At 65.7% G+C, this 16,238-nt stretch carries 13 protein-coding genes; 4 read left to right on the top strand and 9 right to left on the bottom strand.

The window, feature by feature from the left end:
- Positions 1 to 235: 235 nt before the first annotated feature.
- From entH to entC, 5 genes are read right to left on the bottom strand one after another with little or no spacing between them, the layout of a single operon-like run.
- On the bottom strand, positions 236 to 649 hold the full coding sequence (gene entH / locus ACOI6Z_RS10285; RefSeq protein WP_023288788.1) for a proofreading thioesterase EntH: 414 nt from the start codon (positions 647 to 649) through the stop codon (positions 236 to 238).
- On the bottom strand, positions 650 to 1,405 hold the full coding sequence (gene entA / locus ACOI6Z_RS10290) for a 2,3-dihydro-2,3-dihydroxybenzoate dehydrogenase EntA (protein WP_065812442.1): 756 nt from the start codon (positions 1,403 to 1,405) through the stop codon (positions 650 to 652).
- Complete coding sequence (gene entB / locus ACOI6Z_RS10295; protein WP_064158181.1) at positions 1,405 to 2,256, bottom strand: enterobactin biosynthesis bifunctional isochorismatase/aryl carrier protein EntB; 852 nt, start codon at positions 2,254 to 2,256, stop codon at positions 1,405 to 1,407. Before entB ends, entA begins: the two co-directional genes overlap by 1 nt.
- Positions 2,257 to 2,269: 13 nt before the next feature.
- Entirely contained in the window at positions 2,270 to 3,877 is a 1,608-nt protein-coding gene (entE, locus tag ACOI6Z_RS10300) for a (2,3-dihydroxybenzoyl)adenylate synthase EntE (RefSeq protein WP_064155093.1), read from the bottom strand.
- Positions 3,878 to 3,886: 9 nt separating this feature from the next.
- A complete protein-coding gene (entC, locus tag ACOI6Z_RS10305; RefSeq protein ID WP_032455077.1) occupies positions 3,887 to 5,062 on the bottom strand; it encodes an isochorismate synthase EntC in 1,176 nt (391 codons plus the stop codon).
- 188 nt (positions 5,063 to 5,250) lie between these two features.
- Between entC and fepB the strand changes: the two genes are divergently transcribed.
- Positions 5,251 to 6,210 carry a Fe2+-enterobactin ABC transporter substrate-binding protein gene (gene fepB / locus ACOI6Z_RS10310; RefSeq protein WP_065812441.1) on the top strand — a complete coding sequence of 320 codons (960 nt, stop codon included), beginning with the start codon at positions 5,251 to 5,253 and terminating at the stop codon, positions 6,208 to 6,210.
- Between the two features lie 284 nt (positions 6,211 to 6,494).
- Here fepB and entS read toward each other — a convergent pair whose 3' ends face one another.
- Positions 6,495 to 7,736 carry an enterobactin transporter EntS gene (entS, locus tag ACOI6Z_RS10315; RefSeq protein WP_048334354.1) on the bottom strand — a complete coding sequence of 414 codons (1,242 nt, stop codon included), beginning with the start codon at positions 7,734 to 7,736 and terminating at the stop codon, positions 6,495 to 6,497.
- A gap of 112 nt (positions 7,737 to 7,848) precedes the next feature.
- Here entS and fepD point away from each other — a divergent pair, with 112 nt between their 5' ends.
- Genes fepD through fepC form a run of 3 tightly spaced genes read left to right on the top strand, consistent with a single transcriptional unit; the run spans position 7,849 to position 10,636 of the window.
- Positions 7,849 to 8,856 (top strand): Fe(3+)-siderophore ABC transporter permease, encoded by a 1,008-nt coding sequence (fepD, locus tag ACOI6Z_RS10320; RefSeq protein ID WP_023288781.1) that lies wholly within the window; start codon positions 7,849 to 7,851, stop codon positions 8,854 to 8,856.
- Positions 8,853 to 9,845 (top strand): iron-enterobactin ABC transporter permease, encoded by a 993-nt coding sequence (gene fepG, locus ACOI6Z_RS10325; protein WP_004147521.1) that lies wholly within the window; start codon positions 8,853 to 8,855, stop codon positions 9,843 to 9,845. The genes fepD and fepG overlap by 4 nt, the downstream gene beginning before the upstream one ends.
- Positions 9,842 to 10,636, top strand: a complete 795-nt coding sequence (gene fepC / locus ACOI6Z_RS10330) for an iron-enterobactin ABC transporter ATP-binding protein (RefSeq protein ID WP_064158184.1) — start codon at positions 9,842 to 9,844, stop codon at positions 10,634 to 10,636. The genes fepG and fepC overlap by 4 nt, the downstream gene beginning before the upstream one ends.
- 64 nt (positions 10,637 to 10,700) lie before the next feature.
- On the opposite strand, the gene entF is transcribed toward fepC, so the two are convergent.
- Genes entF through fes form a run of 3 tightly spaced genes read right to left on the bottom strand, consistent with a single transcriptional unit; the run spans position 10,701 to position 16,032 of the window.
- Positions 10,701 to 14,582 carry an enterobactin non-ribosomal peptide synthetase EntF gene (entF, locus tag ACOI6Z_RS10335; RefSeq protein WP_420687267.1) on the bottom strand — a complete coding sequence of 1,294 codons (3,882 nt, stop codon included), beginning with the start codon at positions 14,580 to 14,582 and terminating at the stop codon, positions 10,701 to 10,703.
- A gap of 10 nt (positions 14,583 to 14,592) precedes the next feature.
- Complete coding sequence (locus tag ACOI6Z_RS10340) at positions 14,593 to 14,796, bottom strand: MbtH family protein (RefSeq protein WP_065812439.1); 204 nt, start codon at positions 14,794 to 14,796, stop codon at positions 14,593 to 14,595.
- 27 nt (positions 14,797 to 14,823) lie between these two features.
- Positions 14,824 to 16,032, bottom strand: coding sequence for an enterochelin esterase (fes, locus tag ACOI6Z_RS10345; protein WP_023288776.1), 1,209 nt, complete (start codon positions 16,030 to 16,032; stop codon positions 14,824 to 14,826).
- Positions 16,033 to 16,238 lie beyond the last annotated feature (206 nt).

Below are 16,238 nucleotides of genomic sequence, written 5' to 3' on the forward strand. Positions count from 1 at the left end.
GGATGGCGGCGCGCTGCGCCTTATCCGGGCTACCCATTGCGCCGATACGTAGTCCGGCTAAGCGCAGCGCAAGCCGGGGAAACAGCGGCTTCCTGACCCAGAAACCGTAGCCCTGCTAAGTACAGCCGAGCAGGGAGATTCCCGGATGGCGGCGCGCTGCGCCTTATCCGGGCTACCCATTGCGCCGATACGTAGCCCGGCTCAGCGCAGCGCAAGCCGGGGAAAGCGTGGCTACTTAGCCCAGCACCGCGGTGCCCAGACGACAGGTGCAGCAGCGCCGCCCCTTCTCGTCATACACCACAATCTCCCAGCTCTGGCTCTGCCGGCCAAGATGCAGCGGGCGGCACTCGCCGCGCACTTTCCCGCTGGAGACCGCCCGGTGATGGGTGGCGTTCAGCTCGGTGCCGACCACGCACTGCCCCTCGTCGGTCATCAGCCAGCCGGCCATCGACCCCAGCGTCTCCGCCAGCGCCGCTGAAGCGCCGCCGTGCAGCAGGCCAAACGGCTGATGGGTGCGGGCATCCACCGGCATCTCCGCCTCCAGCAGCCCCGCCTCCAGCCGGGTGTAGACGATCCCCAGATGCGCCACCAGGGTGTTTTCGCTGCTGGCGTTCAGCGCCGCCAGCGTGAGCGCTCGTTTCCAGGCCATTTACGCCCCCAGCGTCGAGCCGCCGTCCACCACGATATCCTGCAGGGTGATATGGCTGGCATGAGCAGAGGCGAGGAACAGAATGGTATTCGCGATCTCCTGCGGGCGGGCAATCTTACCCAGCGGGATGCCGAGCTTAAACTGCTCGCCGAAACCGCGGATCCGTTGCTGCTCCGCATCGTCGCTGACCCACAGCGTGCGCTGCATATCGGTATCGGTAGAGCCCGGCGAGACCAGATTACAGCGCACCCCGCTGCCCGCCAGCTCAAGGCCGACGGTCAGCGCCAGGCTTTTCAGCGCCGCCTTCGAGGCGCCATAGGCGCTCATGCCGATGCGCGGCGTGTGCGCGGCATCGGAGGCGACGGTGACGATGGCCCCGCCCCGCTGGCGACGGAACTGGGCCATCGTCTGCTGAAACAGGTTGAACGCCCCGCCGACGTTGACCGCGAAGGTCTGCTGCCAGTCTTCCGTGCTTAGCTGGTCGGTGGCGCCCATGCGCAGGATCCCGGCGGCGTTCACCAGCACGTCTAACCGCTCGGTGTTCGCCAACAGGCGGCTGCACACCTCGCGCACCCGGTCGGCATCGGCGACGTCCAGCGTTTCGGTCGCAAACGGGTAGCATTCGCCGTCAAAGGCGAGGTCGAAACCGGTGACGTTGGCGCCGGCCTCCACAAAAGCCAGCGCGGTGGCATAACCGATCCCTTTACCTGCGCCGGTCACCCACACGGTCTGGCTGCGAAAATCCAGCGCCGCCATTATCGCACCTCGCGGGAAAGCAGCGCCCACCAGGCGTCGATGGTCGGGTTTTTCGCCAGCATCACGAAGTCGATATCGCCGTGCACTTTGCGCCAGCGGGCGGCCAGGGCCATCATCCGCACCGAATCCAGACCGTAGTCGATCAGGTTTTCATCATCCAGCGGTTCGTCGGATTCGTCGAGCAGCGGCAGGATCAGCGCGCGCAGCGCCGCTTTGGAGGCCGGCAGCGGCAACAGCGCTTCGGTCATCACCACGCGGCCGGAGCGGCCGGCGACGTATTTCAGCGCCATCAGGTGCTCTTCGCGGCTGAAGTCCGCCAGCGCGTCGGCGACAAAGAACGGTTTGATATCGCGCATAAAGGCGTCGGTGGCGGTGGTCATGCAGCCGATATGGGCATACACGCCGGTGATGATCAGCTGGTCGCGGCCGCTCTCCTTCAGCATCGCCTCCAGCGGCGAGCGATGAAACGCGCTGTAGCGCCATTTCACCAGCACGGTGTCGTCTTCATCCGGCGCCAGGGCGGCAATCACCTGCTGCTGCTCCGGCGAACGGGTCAGCCCCGGCCCCCACATATCATTCAGCAGCGCGCGATCTTCATCGCTCTGCTCTTTCGGCTGGGCGGTGTAGTACACCGGAATGCCGTTCTGTTTGCAGAAGTCGCGCAGGGCGGCGATATTGGCCACCACTTTCTCCATCATCGCGCTGTTTTCGCCCCAGAAATTGAGGAAATACTCCTGCATATCGTGGATCAGCAACGCGGCGCGGGAAGGCTCAAAGGCCCAGCTGACTTTGTTCGCCGGGATATCGCTGGCTTCCGGCAGCACGTAAGCCTGTAATTTAGGGATTGCCATTTTCTGTTCTCCTTCAGCCCAGCTTGCCTTCGGCCAGCCACTGACGTAATTGTTTCTTATCGACTTTGCCCACCGGCGTCAGCGGCAGCGCGGCAACGCACTCCACGCGGTCCGGCAGTTTAAATTCAGCCACCCCCTGCTCGCGCAGGAAGCGGCGCACCGCGACGGCGCGCAGCGGCGAGGTCGCCACCAGGTAAGCGCAGCTCTTCTCGCCCAGCAGGTTGTCCTCAATGCTGACCAGCGCGGCGTGGATCACCGCCTCATGGCGCAGCAGCAGGTTTTCGATCTCTTCGGCGGCGATCTTCTCGCCGCCGCGGTTGATCTGGTCTTTTTCCCGGCCCTGGACGGTGATATACCCGTCTTCATCGATCGATATCAGATCGCCGGAACAGTAAAACCCGTCGGCGTCAAAGGCTTCCGCGTTATGCTGCGGGCTGTTGTAGTAGCCGCGGAAGGTGTACGGCCCGCGGGTCATCAGGCGGCCCACTTCGCCGCGCGGCAGCGGGTTGCCGTCGGCATCCGCCACCCACACTTCATCGTCCGGGCACATCGGGCAGCCCTGGGTATGAATGATCCGCTCAGGGCTGTCGTTAAGGCGGGTGTAATTCACCAGCCCCTCCGCCATGCCGAACACCTGCTGCAGCTGGCAGCCAATTTCCGCCGGGATGCGCGCGGCAAGGGTCGCCGACAGGCGCGCGCCGCCGACCTGCAGCAGCTGCAGCGATTGCAGTTGCGCGTTGCTACCCCATTCGTGAATGGCCTGCAGCCACAGGCTGACCGCCGGCGGCACCAGCGAGGCGACGTTGATCTGATGTTTTTCAATCAGCGGGAAACAGAGGGTGGCGCTGGGGTCGGCGGCGAGGATCACCCGCCCGCCGGCGAGGAAAACGCCCAGCGACCCCGGGGAGCTCATCGCATAGTTATGCGCCGCCGGCAGCGCGTTGAGGTAGCGCGTCTCAGCGTTAATCCCGCAGATCTCGTTGCTGCGGCGGATACTGTAGTCGTAATCGTTATGGGTACGCGGGATCAGCTTCGGCGTCCCGGTGCTGCCGCCGGAGAGCTGGAAAAAGGCCACTTCGTCGGCAGGGGTTGGGTTAGCGATAAAGTTATCCGCCGGGCGGTTAATCTCCGTCGCCAGATCGCGCTCGCCGCCGTCGTTACGCAGCAGCGCCACGCGCAGGGAAGGATGTTCAGCGATAAACGCGTGAAGAAAGCTATCGTCGGCAAACAGCGCGTGCTCGCGGTCGGCGATCAGCAGCGCCGGTTTAATCTGCGCGGCGTAGGCGTTAAGCTCGCTGCGCTGGTGGCTGAACAACGCGTTCACCGGCGCGACGCCGATGCGCAGCAGCGCGAAGAAGGTGATGTAAAACTCGGCGACGTTGCCCAGCTGCACCAGCGCGGTTTCCCCGCGCTTCAGTCCCTGACGCTGCAGAGAGCAGGCAAGGTTGTCCACCCGCTGGTTAAACTGGCGGTAGCTAATGTGTCGATCGCCATCGATAATCGCTACGGCGTCGTTTTCCGCGTGACGGGTGATCAGATTGGTTAATGGCAGATCCTGCCAGTAGCCTTTTTGGCGATAGCGGGCCGCGAACTCATCCGGCCAACGGGTAAATGCAATCATCCTTGCCTCTTAATTCAAGCCAAATACGTTAAGCATGGTGGTCAGTTTGACGCCGGTTTCGCGCCATTCGCCTAGCGGCGAGGAGGCCGGAACGATGCCCGCGCCGGCAAACAGGCGCAGCGTACGCTGCTGCAGACGCGCGCAGCGGATGGTCACCACCCATTCGCCGTTGCCTTCATCGTCACACCAGCCGACGATGCCGCCGAACAGCTGGCGGTCGAAGGGTTCCAGGTCGGCAATCAGGCGCTTCGCCGCCTGGTGCGGGAAGCCGCTCAGCGCCGGAGTCGGGTGCAGCAGGCAGGCCAGCGACATGGCGTTTTCTTCCGCCAGCGCCGTGCCCTCAATCGGCGTCGCCAGATGCCAGAGCGTTGGGGTGGTGATCAGCTGCGGCGATGCCGGCAGCGACAGCTGGCTGCTGCGCGGGCCCAGCACGCTCTTCATCGCCTGGGTCACCAGTTCGTGCTCGTGGCGATCTTTGCCAGACGCCAGCAGCCTGTTGCCCGCTTCGCGGTCCAGCACATCGTCCGGCTGGCGGCGGGCGGAGCCGGCCAGCGGCAGCGAGCTGAAGTGTGGTCCTTCTTTACGCAGCAGCAGCTCCGGGCTGGCGCCCAGCAGCACGCCGCCGTCGGAGAGCGGCACATGGAAGTTGAAGCTGGCGGGGTTCTGGGCGATCAGTCGCTCCATCAGGGCGCCGCTATCGACAGGATCGCGGGTGGTGATATCGATAAGTCGTGATAGCACCACTTTGTCCACTTCCGGCGTGGCGGTCAGCGCGGCGGCGCGTTCCACCATGGCTAAAAACGCATCCTGTTCCGGGATCTCCCGGCGCTCCACCACCTCCATCGTCTCCAGCGGCGCGGCATAGCGGGCGGAACGCTGTTTTTCCGGGCGCGAGAACGCTTCCCAGCGCTCCGGGATATAGAGCTCGGAAGGCTGACAGGTGTCGAACGGGATGGCCCCAACCATCACCGGCTTGCGGATCCCCGCCGCCCGGGCCTCGGCAAAGGCGGCGGCCATCTGCTGTTGGAACTCGCCATTCAGCGCATCGCCGCCGTCGGCGGGCGCTGAGAAGCGGCGGAAGCAGCCTGAGGTGCTAAAACTGCGGTACGGCGACATAAAGAAGAAGCTGTCCGGCGATAAGGTCCGGGTAGATTTCTGTACATCCTCAGCCAGTGACGTTTCCATATCATCCTCCAAAAACGATAAATATATTACGAATAATTATCATTTGTATTTTGGTTGGCTAACCTAAAAGGTATTGCCCGTCATGTCAACCGCGTTACGTCATCGCGCCGCCACTTTGGCTTGCATCCTGTCGGCGCAAAGTTGAAAATGAGACGCATTTATTACCCTTCGAATCAGGATGCGATGACGTGAACTTCTCTTCTTTTTACCGCCGCGGTGCGCTGGCCGGGATGCTGTTGTTTTTAGGAATTACCTCAGCCCAGGCGGCGGACTGGCCGCGCCAGGTCACCGACAGCTACGGGACGCACACCCTGCCGAGCCAGCCGCTGCGCATTGTCTCCACCAGCGTGACCCTCACCGGCTCGCTGCTGGCGATCGACGCCCCGGTGGTCGCCAGCGGCGCCACCACCCCGAACAACCGCGTGGCCGATAGCCAGGGCTTTCTGCGCCAGTGGAGTGAGGTCGCCAAAGCCCGCAAGCTGGCGCGGCTGTACATCGGCGAACCGAGCGCGGAAGCGGTGGCCGCCCAGATGCCGGATCTGATCCTGGTGAGCGCCACCGGCGGCGACTCCGCCCTGCCGCTGTACGATCAGCTCAAAACGATCGCCCCGACGCTGGTCATCAACTATGACGATAAAAGCTGGCAAACGCTGCTTACCCAGTTGGGGCAGATCACCGGCCATGAGCAGCAGGCCAGCGCGCGCATCGCCGACTTCAATAAACAGCTCGTTTCGTTAAAAGAAAAAATGAAGCTGCCGCCGCAGCCGGTCACCGCCCTCGTCTATACCGCCGCCGCGCACAGCGCCAATATCTGGACGCCGGAATCGGCCCAGGGGCAGATGCTCGAACAGCTGGGCTTTAGCCTGGCGACGCTGCCGGGCGGCCTGCCCGCCAGCCATAGTCAGGGCAAACGCCACGATATCGTGCAGCTGGGCGGGGAGAACCTGGCGGCCGGTCTGAACGGCCAGAGCCTGTTCCTGTTCGCCGGCGACCAGAAAGATGTCGATGCCATTTACGCCAACCCGCTGCTGGCGCATCTCCCGGCGGTCGAAGGCAAACGCGTTTACCCGCTGGGCACCGAGACCTTCCGTCTTGACTACTACAGCGCCCTGCTGGTGCTCCAGCGTCTCTCCAGCCTGTTCGGCTAACGCGGGCCGTGCCATCGGGACGGGTACGCGGCCTGAACGCTTTGCCGGGCGGCGCGGCCTGAACACCTTGCCGGGCGGCGCTACGCTTGCACCGGCCTACAATGCTTGCGCCCTCCAGGCCAGTCCTTCGGCCCGGTAAGGCGTAGCCGCCACCGGGCATCAGGACGGGTACGCGGTCGGAACACCTTGCCGGGCGGCGCGGCGCTTGCCCGGCCTACAACGCCCGAGGCCCCGGTACCGTAGGCCCGGTAAGGCGTAGCCGCCACCGGGCAATCGCACCGTACTCAGCTTTCGTTGACTATTTCCGGGCGCTGGAAACGGCGCAGCTCGCGTAGCAGCCCCACCAGCAGCACGCCGACGAGGGCCAGCGCCCAGCCGCTGGCGCTGGCGGAAGCGACCGGCGTCATCACCGCCCCTAACCCGCCGAGCAGCGCCGCGCCGATGGCGTCGCCGGTAACGTTCTGCGCGGTCCACAGACCGTTAATTCGCCCGAGCATATGTTCCGGCGTCTGGGTCTGGATCAGGGTGTACTGCAGCAGCGAGCTAATAGCGCTCAGCCAGCCAAACAGCGCCAGGCACAGCGCGCCCAACGCCCAGTGCGGCATCAGGCTGAACAGCGCAATGGCGACAAAGGAGCACACCGTCGTCGCCAGCATCAGCGCGCCCGGCCGCACGGTCTGGGCCAGCTGGCCGCTGGTCAACGCCCCCAGCGCCGCGCCGAGCGGAATCGCGGCGTACAGCAGGCCAATCTGCCCTGCCGACATCTGCCAGCTCCCGGCCAGCGCCGGATAGAGCACCCGCACCGCGCTGGCCATGGTCAGCAGGCCGCCGAGCAGCGCAATCCCGCCGATAAGCGGACTCTGGCAGAGGAAGGTCAGCCCCGCCAGCAGGGAACGCAGCGGATGCTCGCGCGGCTGCGGAGGCGGCGGCAGCTGTGGCAGACGCAGCAGGGTTAAGGTGGTGATAAAGGTCCCCGCCGCCGCCAGGCCGAAATTCCAGGCCACACCGCCGGAGGCCAGCAGCAGGCCGCCGATCATCGGCGAAATCACCGAGCCCAGACGCACCGTGAGCATAGTGATGGCCCCGGCCTGCATCAGATTTTCCCGCCCCACCAGCGCCGGCGTCGCCGCCAGCAGCGCGGTCACCCCCAACGAGGCGAAGAACCCATCCCAGATCCCCAGCAGGTAGATCGCCGCCAGCGACGGCTCCGGCAGCAGGGCGTTCAGACACAGGCCGACAAAGCCCACGCCGCAGGTGCCGCGCGCCAGCAGGATCAGGCGTTTGCGCTCATAGCGGTCGGCCAGTACCCCCCCCACCATCAGGCCAATAAACATCGACGCGCCGGTCAGCGTCACCGACAACCCGACCTGCCAGGTCGAATGGGTCATCATCTGGATCTGCACCGGGATGGCCACGCCCAGCAGGCCAAGCGACAGAATAGAGATAAAGCGAGCGATAAAAACGGCGCGAAACGCCGGGTGAGTTTTCAGCAGGCTGAGGTTGAGCAGCCAGGATTGTCGGTTCATTACAGCGCCTTGTCGTTATTTTTAATACCCTTTTTACTGTGGGTCATGCTACCATAGCTGAATAAAATCGATAACGATAATTACTATCATTATCATATCAGGGATGTCAGTTATGTCGTTTTCTACGACCGCGGTACGCTCTGTCGCCGTGCCCGGATTGTTGCTGTTACTCGCCTTAGCCGCCGCGCTTAGCCTGACCATCGGCGCCAAATCGTTGCCGATCGGCACGGTATTCACCGCCTTTAGCGGAACCTGTCAAAGCGCCGACTGCACCATCGTGCTGGACGCGCGCCTGCCGCGCACCCTGGCCGGTCTGCTGGCCGGCGTCGCCCTCGGCCTCGCCGGCGCGCTGATGCAAACGCTCACCCGTAACCCGCTGGCCGACCCCGGCCTGCTGGGGGTCAACTCCGGCGCCAGCTTCGCCATCGTCCTCGGCGCGGCGCTGTTCGGGATCACCTCCCCGCAGGAGCAGCTGCTGCTGGCGTTTTGCGGCGCGCTCTGCGCCTCGCTGCTGGTGGCCTTCACCGGCAGTCAGGGCGGCGGCCAGCTGAGCCCGGTGCGCCTCACCCTCGCCGGGGTCGCCCTCGCGGCGGTACTGGAGGGGCTGTCCAACGGCATCGCCCTGCTCAACCCGGACGTCTACGATCAGCTGCGCTTCTGGCAGGCCGGTTCGCTGGATATCCGCACCCTGCAAACCCTGAAAATTGTCCTGTTGCCGGTGGCGATGGCGGGGATCGCCGCCCTGCTGCTGAGCCGGGCGCTTAACAGCCTGAGCCTCGGTAACGATACCGCCACCGCCCTCGGCAGCCGCGTCGCCCGCACCCAGCTGATCGGCCTGATTGTGATTACCGTCCTGTGCGGCAGCGCTACCGCCGTGGTCGGCCCGATCGCCTTTATCGGCCTGATGATGCCGCATATGGCCCGCTGGCTGGTGGGGGCCGATCATCGCTGGTCGCTGCCGGTCACCCTGCTGGCCACCCCGGCCCTGCTGCTGTTTGCCGACGTGATTGGCCGCCTGCTGGTGCCCGGCGAACTGCGGGTATCGGTGGTGAGCGCCTTTCTCGGCGCGCCGGTGCTGATCTGGCTGGTGCGGCGCCAGCCGCGCGGAGGTGGCCTGTGATTGCCCCGTCCCGCCGCCTGATAGCCAGCTGTCTGCTGCTGATGGCCGCCAGCCTGTTGATTTCCCTGCTCGGGCTGGCGCAAGGCCCGGTGCCGCTAACGATTGACCAGGTCTTCTCCGCCCTGTTCGGCGACGCGCCGCGCAACGTCGCGATGGTGGTGAACGAATGGCGGCTGCCGCGGGTGTTAATGGCGCTGCTCATCGGCGCCGCGCTCGGCGTCAGCGGCGCCATTTTCCAGTCGCTGACCCGTAACCCGCTCGGCAGCCCGGACGTGATGGGCTTTAATACCGGCGCCTGGAGCGGCGTGCTGGTGGCGATGGTTCTCTTCGGCCAGAACCTGACGGCGATTGCCCTGGCGGCGATGGCCGGCGGGGTACTCACCTCGCTGGTGGTCTGGCTGCTGGCCTGGCGCAATGGGATCGAGACCTTTCGCCTGATTATTATCGGCATCGGCGTGCGCGCCATGCTGGTGGCCTTCAACACCTGGCTGCTGCTGCGCGCCTCGCTGGAGACCGCCCTTTCTGCGGGCCTGTGGAACGCCGGATCGCTTAACGGCCTGACCTGGGGTAAAACCTGGCCGTCGGCGCCGCTGATCCTGCTGATGCTGGTGGGCAGCGCCCTGCTGGTTCGTCGGATGCGGCTGCTGGAGATGGGCGACGATACCGCCTGCGCGCTGGGCGTGCAGGTCGAGCGTTCGCGCCTGCTGCTGATGCTGGTGGCGGTGGTGCTCACCGCCGCCTCGACGGCGCTGGCCGGGCCCATCTCATTTATTGCGCTGGTGGCGCCGCACATCGCCCGCCGCCTGAGCGGCACGGCCCGCTGGGGATTGACCCAGTCGGCCCTGTGCGGCGCGCTGCTGCTGGCGCTGGCCGATTACGGCGCCCAGCGGCTGTTTATGCCCTGGCAGCTGCCGGTGGGCGTGCTAACCGTCAGCCTCGGCGGTATTTACCTTATTGCATTGTTGATTCAGGAGTCCCGCAAAAAATGAGTGCTGTCCCCTCCCGTTTGCGCGGCGAGCAGTTAACCCTGGCCTACGGGAACAAGACCATCGCCGAGTCGCTGAACGTGACCATCCCTGACGGCCACTTCACCGCCATTATCGGCCCCAACGGCTGCGGCAAGTCGACGCTGCTGCGCACCCTCAGCCGTCTGATGACGCCGGCCAGCGGCCATGTCTGGCTCGACGGCGCGCAGATCCAGCAGTACGCCAGTAAAGAGGTTGCCCGCCGCATCGGGCTGCTGGCGCAGAATGCCACCACCCCTGGCGATATCACGGTGCAGGAGCTGGTGGCCCGCGGGCGCTATCCGCACCAGCCGCTGTTTACCCGCTGGCGCAAAGAAGATGAAGCGGCGGTGAACAAGGCGATGCGGGCGACCGGGATCAGCGATCTGGCGCTGCAGAGCGTCGACACGCTTTCCGGCGGCCAGCGGCAGCGGGCGTGGATTGCGATGGTGCTGGCCCAGGAGACGGCGATTATGCTGCTGGATGAGCCAACCACCTGGCTGGACATCAGCCATCAGATCGACCTGCTGGAGCTGTTGAGCGAGCTGAATCGCGAGAAGGGCTATACCCTGGCGGCGGTGCTGCACGATCTGAACCAGGCCTGCCGCTACGCCACCCACCTGATCGCCCTGCGCGACGGTAAGATCGTCGCCGAGGGGGCGCCGAAGGAGATCGTCACGGCGGATCTGATTGAACAGATTTACGGTCTGCGCTGCACGATCATTGAGGATCCGGTGGCGCATACTCCGCTGGTGGTGCCGCTGGGCCGCCGGTAATTTCCCCTTTCCCCGGCTTGCGCGACGCTGAGCCGGGCTACCTGCTGTAGCCCGAACTCAACCGTTATCCCAGAATCTCCCTGACCACCGGGCCGATGGCTTCAAAGGCCTGCGGGGAGATAATGTCGACGTGGGCGCAGTTCTGGCTGAACACCTCCAGCTCGCCCACCCACGGGCCCCATACGACCTGCGGATCCATCCCCGCCTGCCGCGTCTTCTCCGCCACGAACAGCGTCGCCTTGCCGTCAAACTTCGCGCTGTGTGCGGTGGTTAACAGCCGCACCGCGTCGGCATAGTTGCCTTCGATGGCGCTGAACAGCTCGCCGGAGGCTTGCCCCTGCTGGGCGGCGAGGAACGCTTCGCGCTCGCGGGCAATTTCCGCCAGCACCGCCGGATCCAGCCCGTTCGCCTCTTTCTCCGCCCAGTTTTGCGTCTCCGGCGGCCAGGTATCCAGCAGGCCGAGGAAGGCCACCGCTTCGCCGCGCTGGCGCAAGCGGGCGGCAATGCCCTGGGCTAAGGTGCCGCCGAGCGAATAACCGAACAGATAATAAGGACCGTGCGGCTGCTGCGCCAACAGCGTTTGCAGATGATGCTCGCACACCTCGTCGAGGCTGGCGGCGCCGGCCATCGACCCCTGCGGGCGCGGCGACTGAATACCGGTAATCGACCAGCGCGGGCTGAGATAGCGCGCGAGCACGCTGAACTGCCAGGCGAAGCCGGAGGCCGGATGGAAACAGAACAGCGTTGGGCCGTCGCTCTCGCGCAGCGGCAGAAGCGCATCCAGCCCCAGGCGCTGAGCCTGCTCATCGCTGAGATCGGCGGCCAGCAGCGCGCTCAGTTTGCCCACCGTCGAGGCCACCATCACCTGCCCCGGGGTCACCTGCCGCGCCAGCTGGCGGCTGAGCTGCGCCGCCAGGCGCATCGCCAGCAGCGAATGGCCGCCGAGGGCGAAGAAATCAGCGTCGATATCATTCACCTCGCAGCCCAGCAACTGACTGAAGGCGGCGGCGACAACGGTTTCCATCCCGGGCTCCGGCGGCCGGCCGCTGCGCTCGCCGCCGAGGGTCGGCAGCGGCAGCGCTTTGCGGTCCAGTTTGCCATTGGCGCTGAGCGGCAGGTCGGGGAGCTGCATCAGCACCACCGGGACCATATGCGGCGGCAGCTGTTCCGCCAGCCGCGCTTTCAGCGCCGCGGTATCCAGCGGCAGGCCGGAGTCAGAGACCAGATAGCCCACCAGCTGCCGGGCATCGCCGCCGGTCGCCGCCGCCTGGTTGAAGACGCAGGCGTGACTCACCGCCTGCGCCACGTCCGGCAGGGCCGACATCACCCGGTCAATCTCGCCAAGCTCGATGCGCTGCCCGCGGATCTTCAGCTGATCGTCGCTGCGGCCAAGATACTCCACCGCGCCGTTCGCCAGCCAGCGCGCCACGTCGCCGGTGCGATACATCCGCTCGCCGGGGGCAAACGGGTCGGCGATAAAGCGGCTGGCGGTGAGGTCCGGACGCCCCAGATAGCCCTGCGCCAGCTGAATGCCGGTGAGATAGAGATCCCCCGCCACCCCCGGCGGCACCGGGCGCATCGCGGCGTCGAGAATGCGCAGCCCGGTGTTCCATACCGGCCAGCCAATCGGCACACTGCTGCCGGTCACCGCCGCCAGCTCAGGCCCGCAGGCCGGATACCAGCTGACGTCCACCGCCGCTTCCGTCGGGCCGTACAGGTTATGCAGCGGCGCGCCGGTCAAGCGCTCCCATTCGCGGCACAATTCCGTCGGCAGCGCTTCGCCGCTGCAGAATACCCGCCGCAGCGTGCGGCAGGCGGCCACGCTGTCGGCATCCAGCGAGGCGACAAACGCCGCCAGCATCGACGGCACAAAGTGGGTGGTGGTCACGCCGTAGTGGGCGAAGAACTGCTGCATCGCCTGCGGGTCGCGGTGCGCCTCCGGCTCGGCCATCACCAGCTGCGCGCCGGCGATAAACGGCCACCAGAACTCCCACACCGACACGTCGAAACTGCACGGCGTTTTCTGCGCCACCACGTCGTCGGCAGATAACGGATAACGATCCTGCATCCACAGCAGGCGGTTGACGATGGCGGTCTGACCGACCATCACCCCTTTTGGCCGCCCGGTGGAGCCAGAGGTAAAGATGATATAGGCGGTATGCTCCGGTTTTGACAGCGCCAGCGGCGCGTCATCCGCAACGGCCAGCGGCTGCTGGTAGCAGAGGCTCTCCAGCCCGGGGATATCGCTGAAGCGGGCCAGCTGATCCTCCGTGGCGATCAGCAGCGACGGCCGGGCGTCTTCCAGCATCATCCGCAGGCGGTCGTCCGGGTAGCCAGTGTCCAGCGGCAGCCAGGCGGCTCCCGCTTCGACAATGCCGTGCAGCGCCAGGGTCAGGAACACCGAGCGCGGCAGGGCCACCGCCACGCTGTCGCCCGGCTTCACGCCGCGCTGTCGCAGCAGCTGCGCGAGCGCCACCACCTGCTGACGCATCTCACGATAGCTGAACTGCCAGTTAGCATCCGCCAGCGCCGGAGCATCCGGGGTCTTCCGCGCCTGGTCGACCACCAGCGCGCTGAGGGTGGTGGCGGGCAGCGGCATAGCGGTATCGTTGACCGCCGCCAGCCGGGCCTGCTCGTCGGCGGAGAGCATCTCCGCTTCGCCGCAGCGTAGCGTCGGATCGGCGGCAAACTGCGCCAGCAGCGCGGTCAGTCGCGCCATGTGGCGACGCAGCTCGGCTTCATCGTACCGGGCCTTGTTAGCGAGGAGCTCCAGCGACAGCCCGCCGGTCTCATCCGGGAACAGCGCCAGCTCGAGATCGTTGACCGGGCCTGTGGCGAGGGTGTGGGTCACCGCCTCGACGCCGTCGATATCCACCTGGTAATCAAAGACTTTGACGTTCAGCACCGGGCCGAACAGCGGTTCGTCCCCGGCCGCTTTGCCGCTGTCGCGGACGATCTGCTCGGCGTCATAGCGCTGATGGCGGCGCATCTTTTTCAGCTGCGCGGCGAGGCGCATCGCCAGGTCCGCCAGCGTCTCCTGGGCGTCAATATGCACCGCCAGAGGCAGGACGTTGAGCACCGGCCCCGTCGAGGTCAGCGCCGCTGAGCCCATCCGGCGCATAAAGATAAAGCCCGCCGCGTAGTCCATCCGGTTGCACAGGCGGCCCAGCCACAGCGTGGTGAGCGCCAGCGCCAGGTCAGCGGGCTGACACTGCGGCGTATGGCCGGCCAGGCGGCGGAAGGCGTCGGCGTTCATCGCCAGCTTCATCCGCCAGATATCGCTCCCGGCGGCGCGCCCGCCCAGCGGGGCGGCAGAGAGCGAGGCGGGCGCCGGTAACGCCTGGCGCTGGGCCTGCCAGAAGGCTTTATCCCGCTGCCAGGCCTCGCTGCCGGCGTAGCGCTGGTACTCGTCCACCACTTCGGCAAAGGGGGTGAAAGGCGATTCCGGGGTGGCTTCTCCACGCTGCCAGGCGCGGTAAATGGCGGCGATCTGCCGGGTAATCGCCGGGAAACTGAAGCCATCCACCAGCAAGTGGTGATAGCGCTGATACCAGTACCAGCGGTCGTCGCCGACGCGCAGCAGCTGATGACACACCAGCGGGTTGCCGCCGTCGACGCGCAGATCCTGCGCCAGATCCGCCTGCATCCGCTCCGTGGCGGCGCGGTGCGGATCCGGCGCCGTACGCAGGTCAACGATCGGCGGTTCGCCAAAGGTGCGTTCCGCCGCCAGCCACTGCCAGACTTCCCCTTCCTCTTCCTCAAAGCGCAGGCTGAGGGTATCCGCCTGCTGCAGCCCGGCGACAATCGCCTTACCCAGCAGCGCCGGGTCGAGCGCGCCGCGCAGTTCAACATAGTGGGCCACGCTCCAGGCGCCAGGCAGAGTGGAGAGGCGCTCGGCCATCCAGATCCCCGGCTGCGCGGCAACCAGCGGTAAACGAGTGGTCATGGTCAGCTCCTTATGCCGCATGATAGGCGGGGGTCAGTGTCGGCCAGTTGGCCGCCAGCCAGGCGTTGCACGCCTCGACCGACTGCGGAGGGCACACCACCGTCCAGCCGGCAGGCAGCGCGCAATGCCCCGGCCACAGGCTGAACTGCCGCTGGTCATTGCGCAGAATGTAAAACTGCCCTTGCGGATTGTCGAAGGGGTTACTGAATTGCATATCAAACTCCTGTCGTAAAGCGCTGTGCTAAGGGGGCGACAGCAGAGGCTGCCAGAGCTGGATCAGCCCCGCCGTCAGCCCGCCGCGCCAGCAAAGCGCATCATGCCCGCCGTCAACCTGACGCCAGAAAATCGTCTGCTGCGTTGTGGTGAGTTGCGCCAGCAGCGCCTGGTTGGCGCGAAAAATAATCGGTTCACGCTGGCCCGCTTCCAGCCAGATGCGCAGCCCGGCCGCGGACGCCTCGCCCTGGCGGAGACGTTCGCCGATAAAGCCCGTCCCGCTGCCATCGCGATGCGGCCACCAGTAGGAGCCTGACTGGCTGAGCACGCAGCCAAAGCGCTGCGGCCAGTTGAGGGCGGCGAACATTGCCGCCAGGCCGCCGAAGCTTTGCCCGGCCACCACCGTCCGCTCCGGGCGGTCGCTGAACGGGACGTGACCGCGGACCAGCGGCAGGAGTTCCTCCTGCACCGCCAGCCAGAAATCGCGATGACAGGGCAGCTCAACCCCCCGGCGCTGATTGTCGATCGCGTCGATCAGCAGGTAGACCGCCGGCGGCAGCCTCCCCTCGCGGGTCAGCGCGGCCAGCGGCGACCACACCGGCATGCTTTCGGCCCAGAACTGGCCGTCAAGCAGGATCGCCAGGGGCCGCGTTTGCGGGTCGACGGCCTCGCCGGGGGTGTAGATCCAGACCCGGCGATGGTTGCCCAGACGCGCGCTGCGCCACTCAAGGCAACGGGCGGGAGGATGCGCCTCATTAAGCTGATCCCAACCGGGCTGCGCCGGCGCCTGCGGCATCTCCAGGGCGGAGACGCCATGGCCGCGTCCGCCCCGCCAGCTGTGCGGGTTCAGCGGATCGGCTATCGCCCGCGGCAGCAGTTTGCGCCAGCCTTCGCGCAGCAGCGCGCGGTCCGGCTTATCGGCGCTGAACACCTCAGGGGAAAAATCATCGTCACGGTCGGAGGGAATAAAGCAGTAGCTGCCGCGCCAGGTCGGCGACAGCGTGGTTCGCCAGCACCAGGCGTCGGTCCCGGGCAGACGTTGCAGCGATTGCGGCCGCGCATTTTGATGGTGGTCGGTCACGCCGGTGATATAGAGCCATACCCGACGGCGCGGAGAACGCGTTTCATCCCCCGCCGGATCCCGCCACCAGAACGTCACCTCGATGGCGTCATCCACCGCCCGGGACTGCGGTCCCTGCAGAGTTCGCCACCACTCCTCGCTTCCTGTCGTTAACATTCAGTCATTAACCCTATGTATCGCGTGACTTTTTTAATTAATTGTCATTCTTTATTGATAATATTATTGATAACTATTTGCATTTGCAATAGCGTATTAGCGCGCCGTGGGAAGCGCGTCTTTCACAACACATGTCGAAGAGAGCTTATTCAGCTAGCGACGGAGTGCCTTTGCCCTCTTCCGGCAACATTTATGCCGCCTCCCCT

The sequence above is a fragment of the Klebsiella sp. C239 genome (assembly GCF_048822715.1).
Lineage (GTDB): Bacteria > Pseudomonadota > Gammaproteobacteria > Enterobacterales > Enterobacteriaceae > Klebsiella > Klebsiella quasipneumoniae.

Excerpts from the sequence above, each read along its gene's own strand:
- fepD (WP_023288781.1), top strand. The coding sequence starts at position 7,849 with ATGTCGTTTTCTACGACCGCGGTACGCTCTGTCGCCGTGCCCGGATTG.
- fes (WP_023288776.1), bottom strand. The coding sequence starts at position 16,032 with ATGTTAACGACAGGAAGCGAGGAGTGGTGGCGAACTCTGCAGGGACCG.
- entE (WP_064155093.1), bottom strand. The coding sequence starts at position 3,877 with ATGATTGCATTTACCCGTTGGCCGGATGAGTTCGCGGCCCGCTATCGC.
- entC (WP_032455077.1), bottom strand. The coding sequence starts at position 5,062 with ATGGAAACGTCACTGGCTGAGGATGTACAGAAATCTACCCGGACCTTA.
- ACOI6Z_RS10340 (WP_065812439.1), bottom strand. The coding sequence starts at position 14,796 with ATGCAATTCAGTAACCCCTTCGACAATCCGCAAGGGCAGTTTTACATT.
- entH (WP_023288788.1), bottom strand. The coding sequence starts at position 649 with ATGGCCTGGAAACGAGCGCTCACGCTGGCGGCGCTGAACGCCAGCAGC.
- entF (WP_420687267.1), bottom strand. The coding sequence starts at position 14,582 with ATGACCACTCGTTTACCGCTGGTTGCCGCGCAGCCGGGGATCTGGATG.
- entB (WP_064158181.1), bottom strand. The coding sequence starts at position 2,256 with ATGGCAATCCCTAAATTACAGGCTTACGTGCTGCCGGAAGCCAGCGAT.
- entS (WP_048334354.1), bottom strand. The coding sequence starts at position 7,736 with ATGAACCGACAATCCTGGCTGCTCAACCTCAGCCTGCTGAAAACTCAC.
- entA (WP_065812442.1), bottom strand. The coding sequence starts at position 1,405 with ATGGCGGCGCTGGATTTTCGCAGCCAGACCGTGTGGGTGACCGGCGCA.
- fepC (WP_064158184.1), top strand. The coding sequence starts at position 9,842 with ATGAGTGCTGTCCCCTCCCGTTTGCGCGGCGAGCAGTTAACCCTGGCC.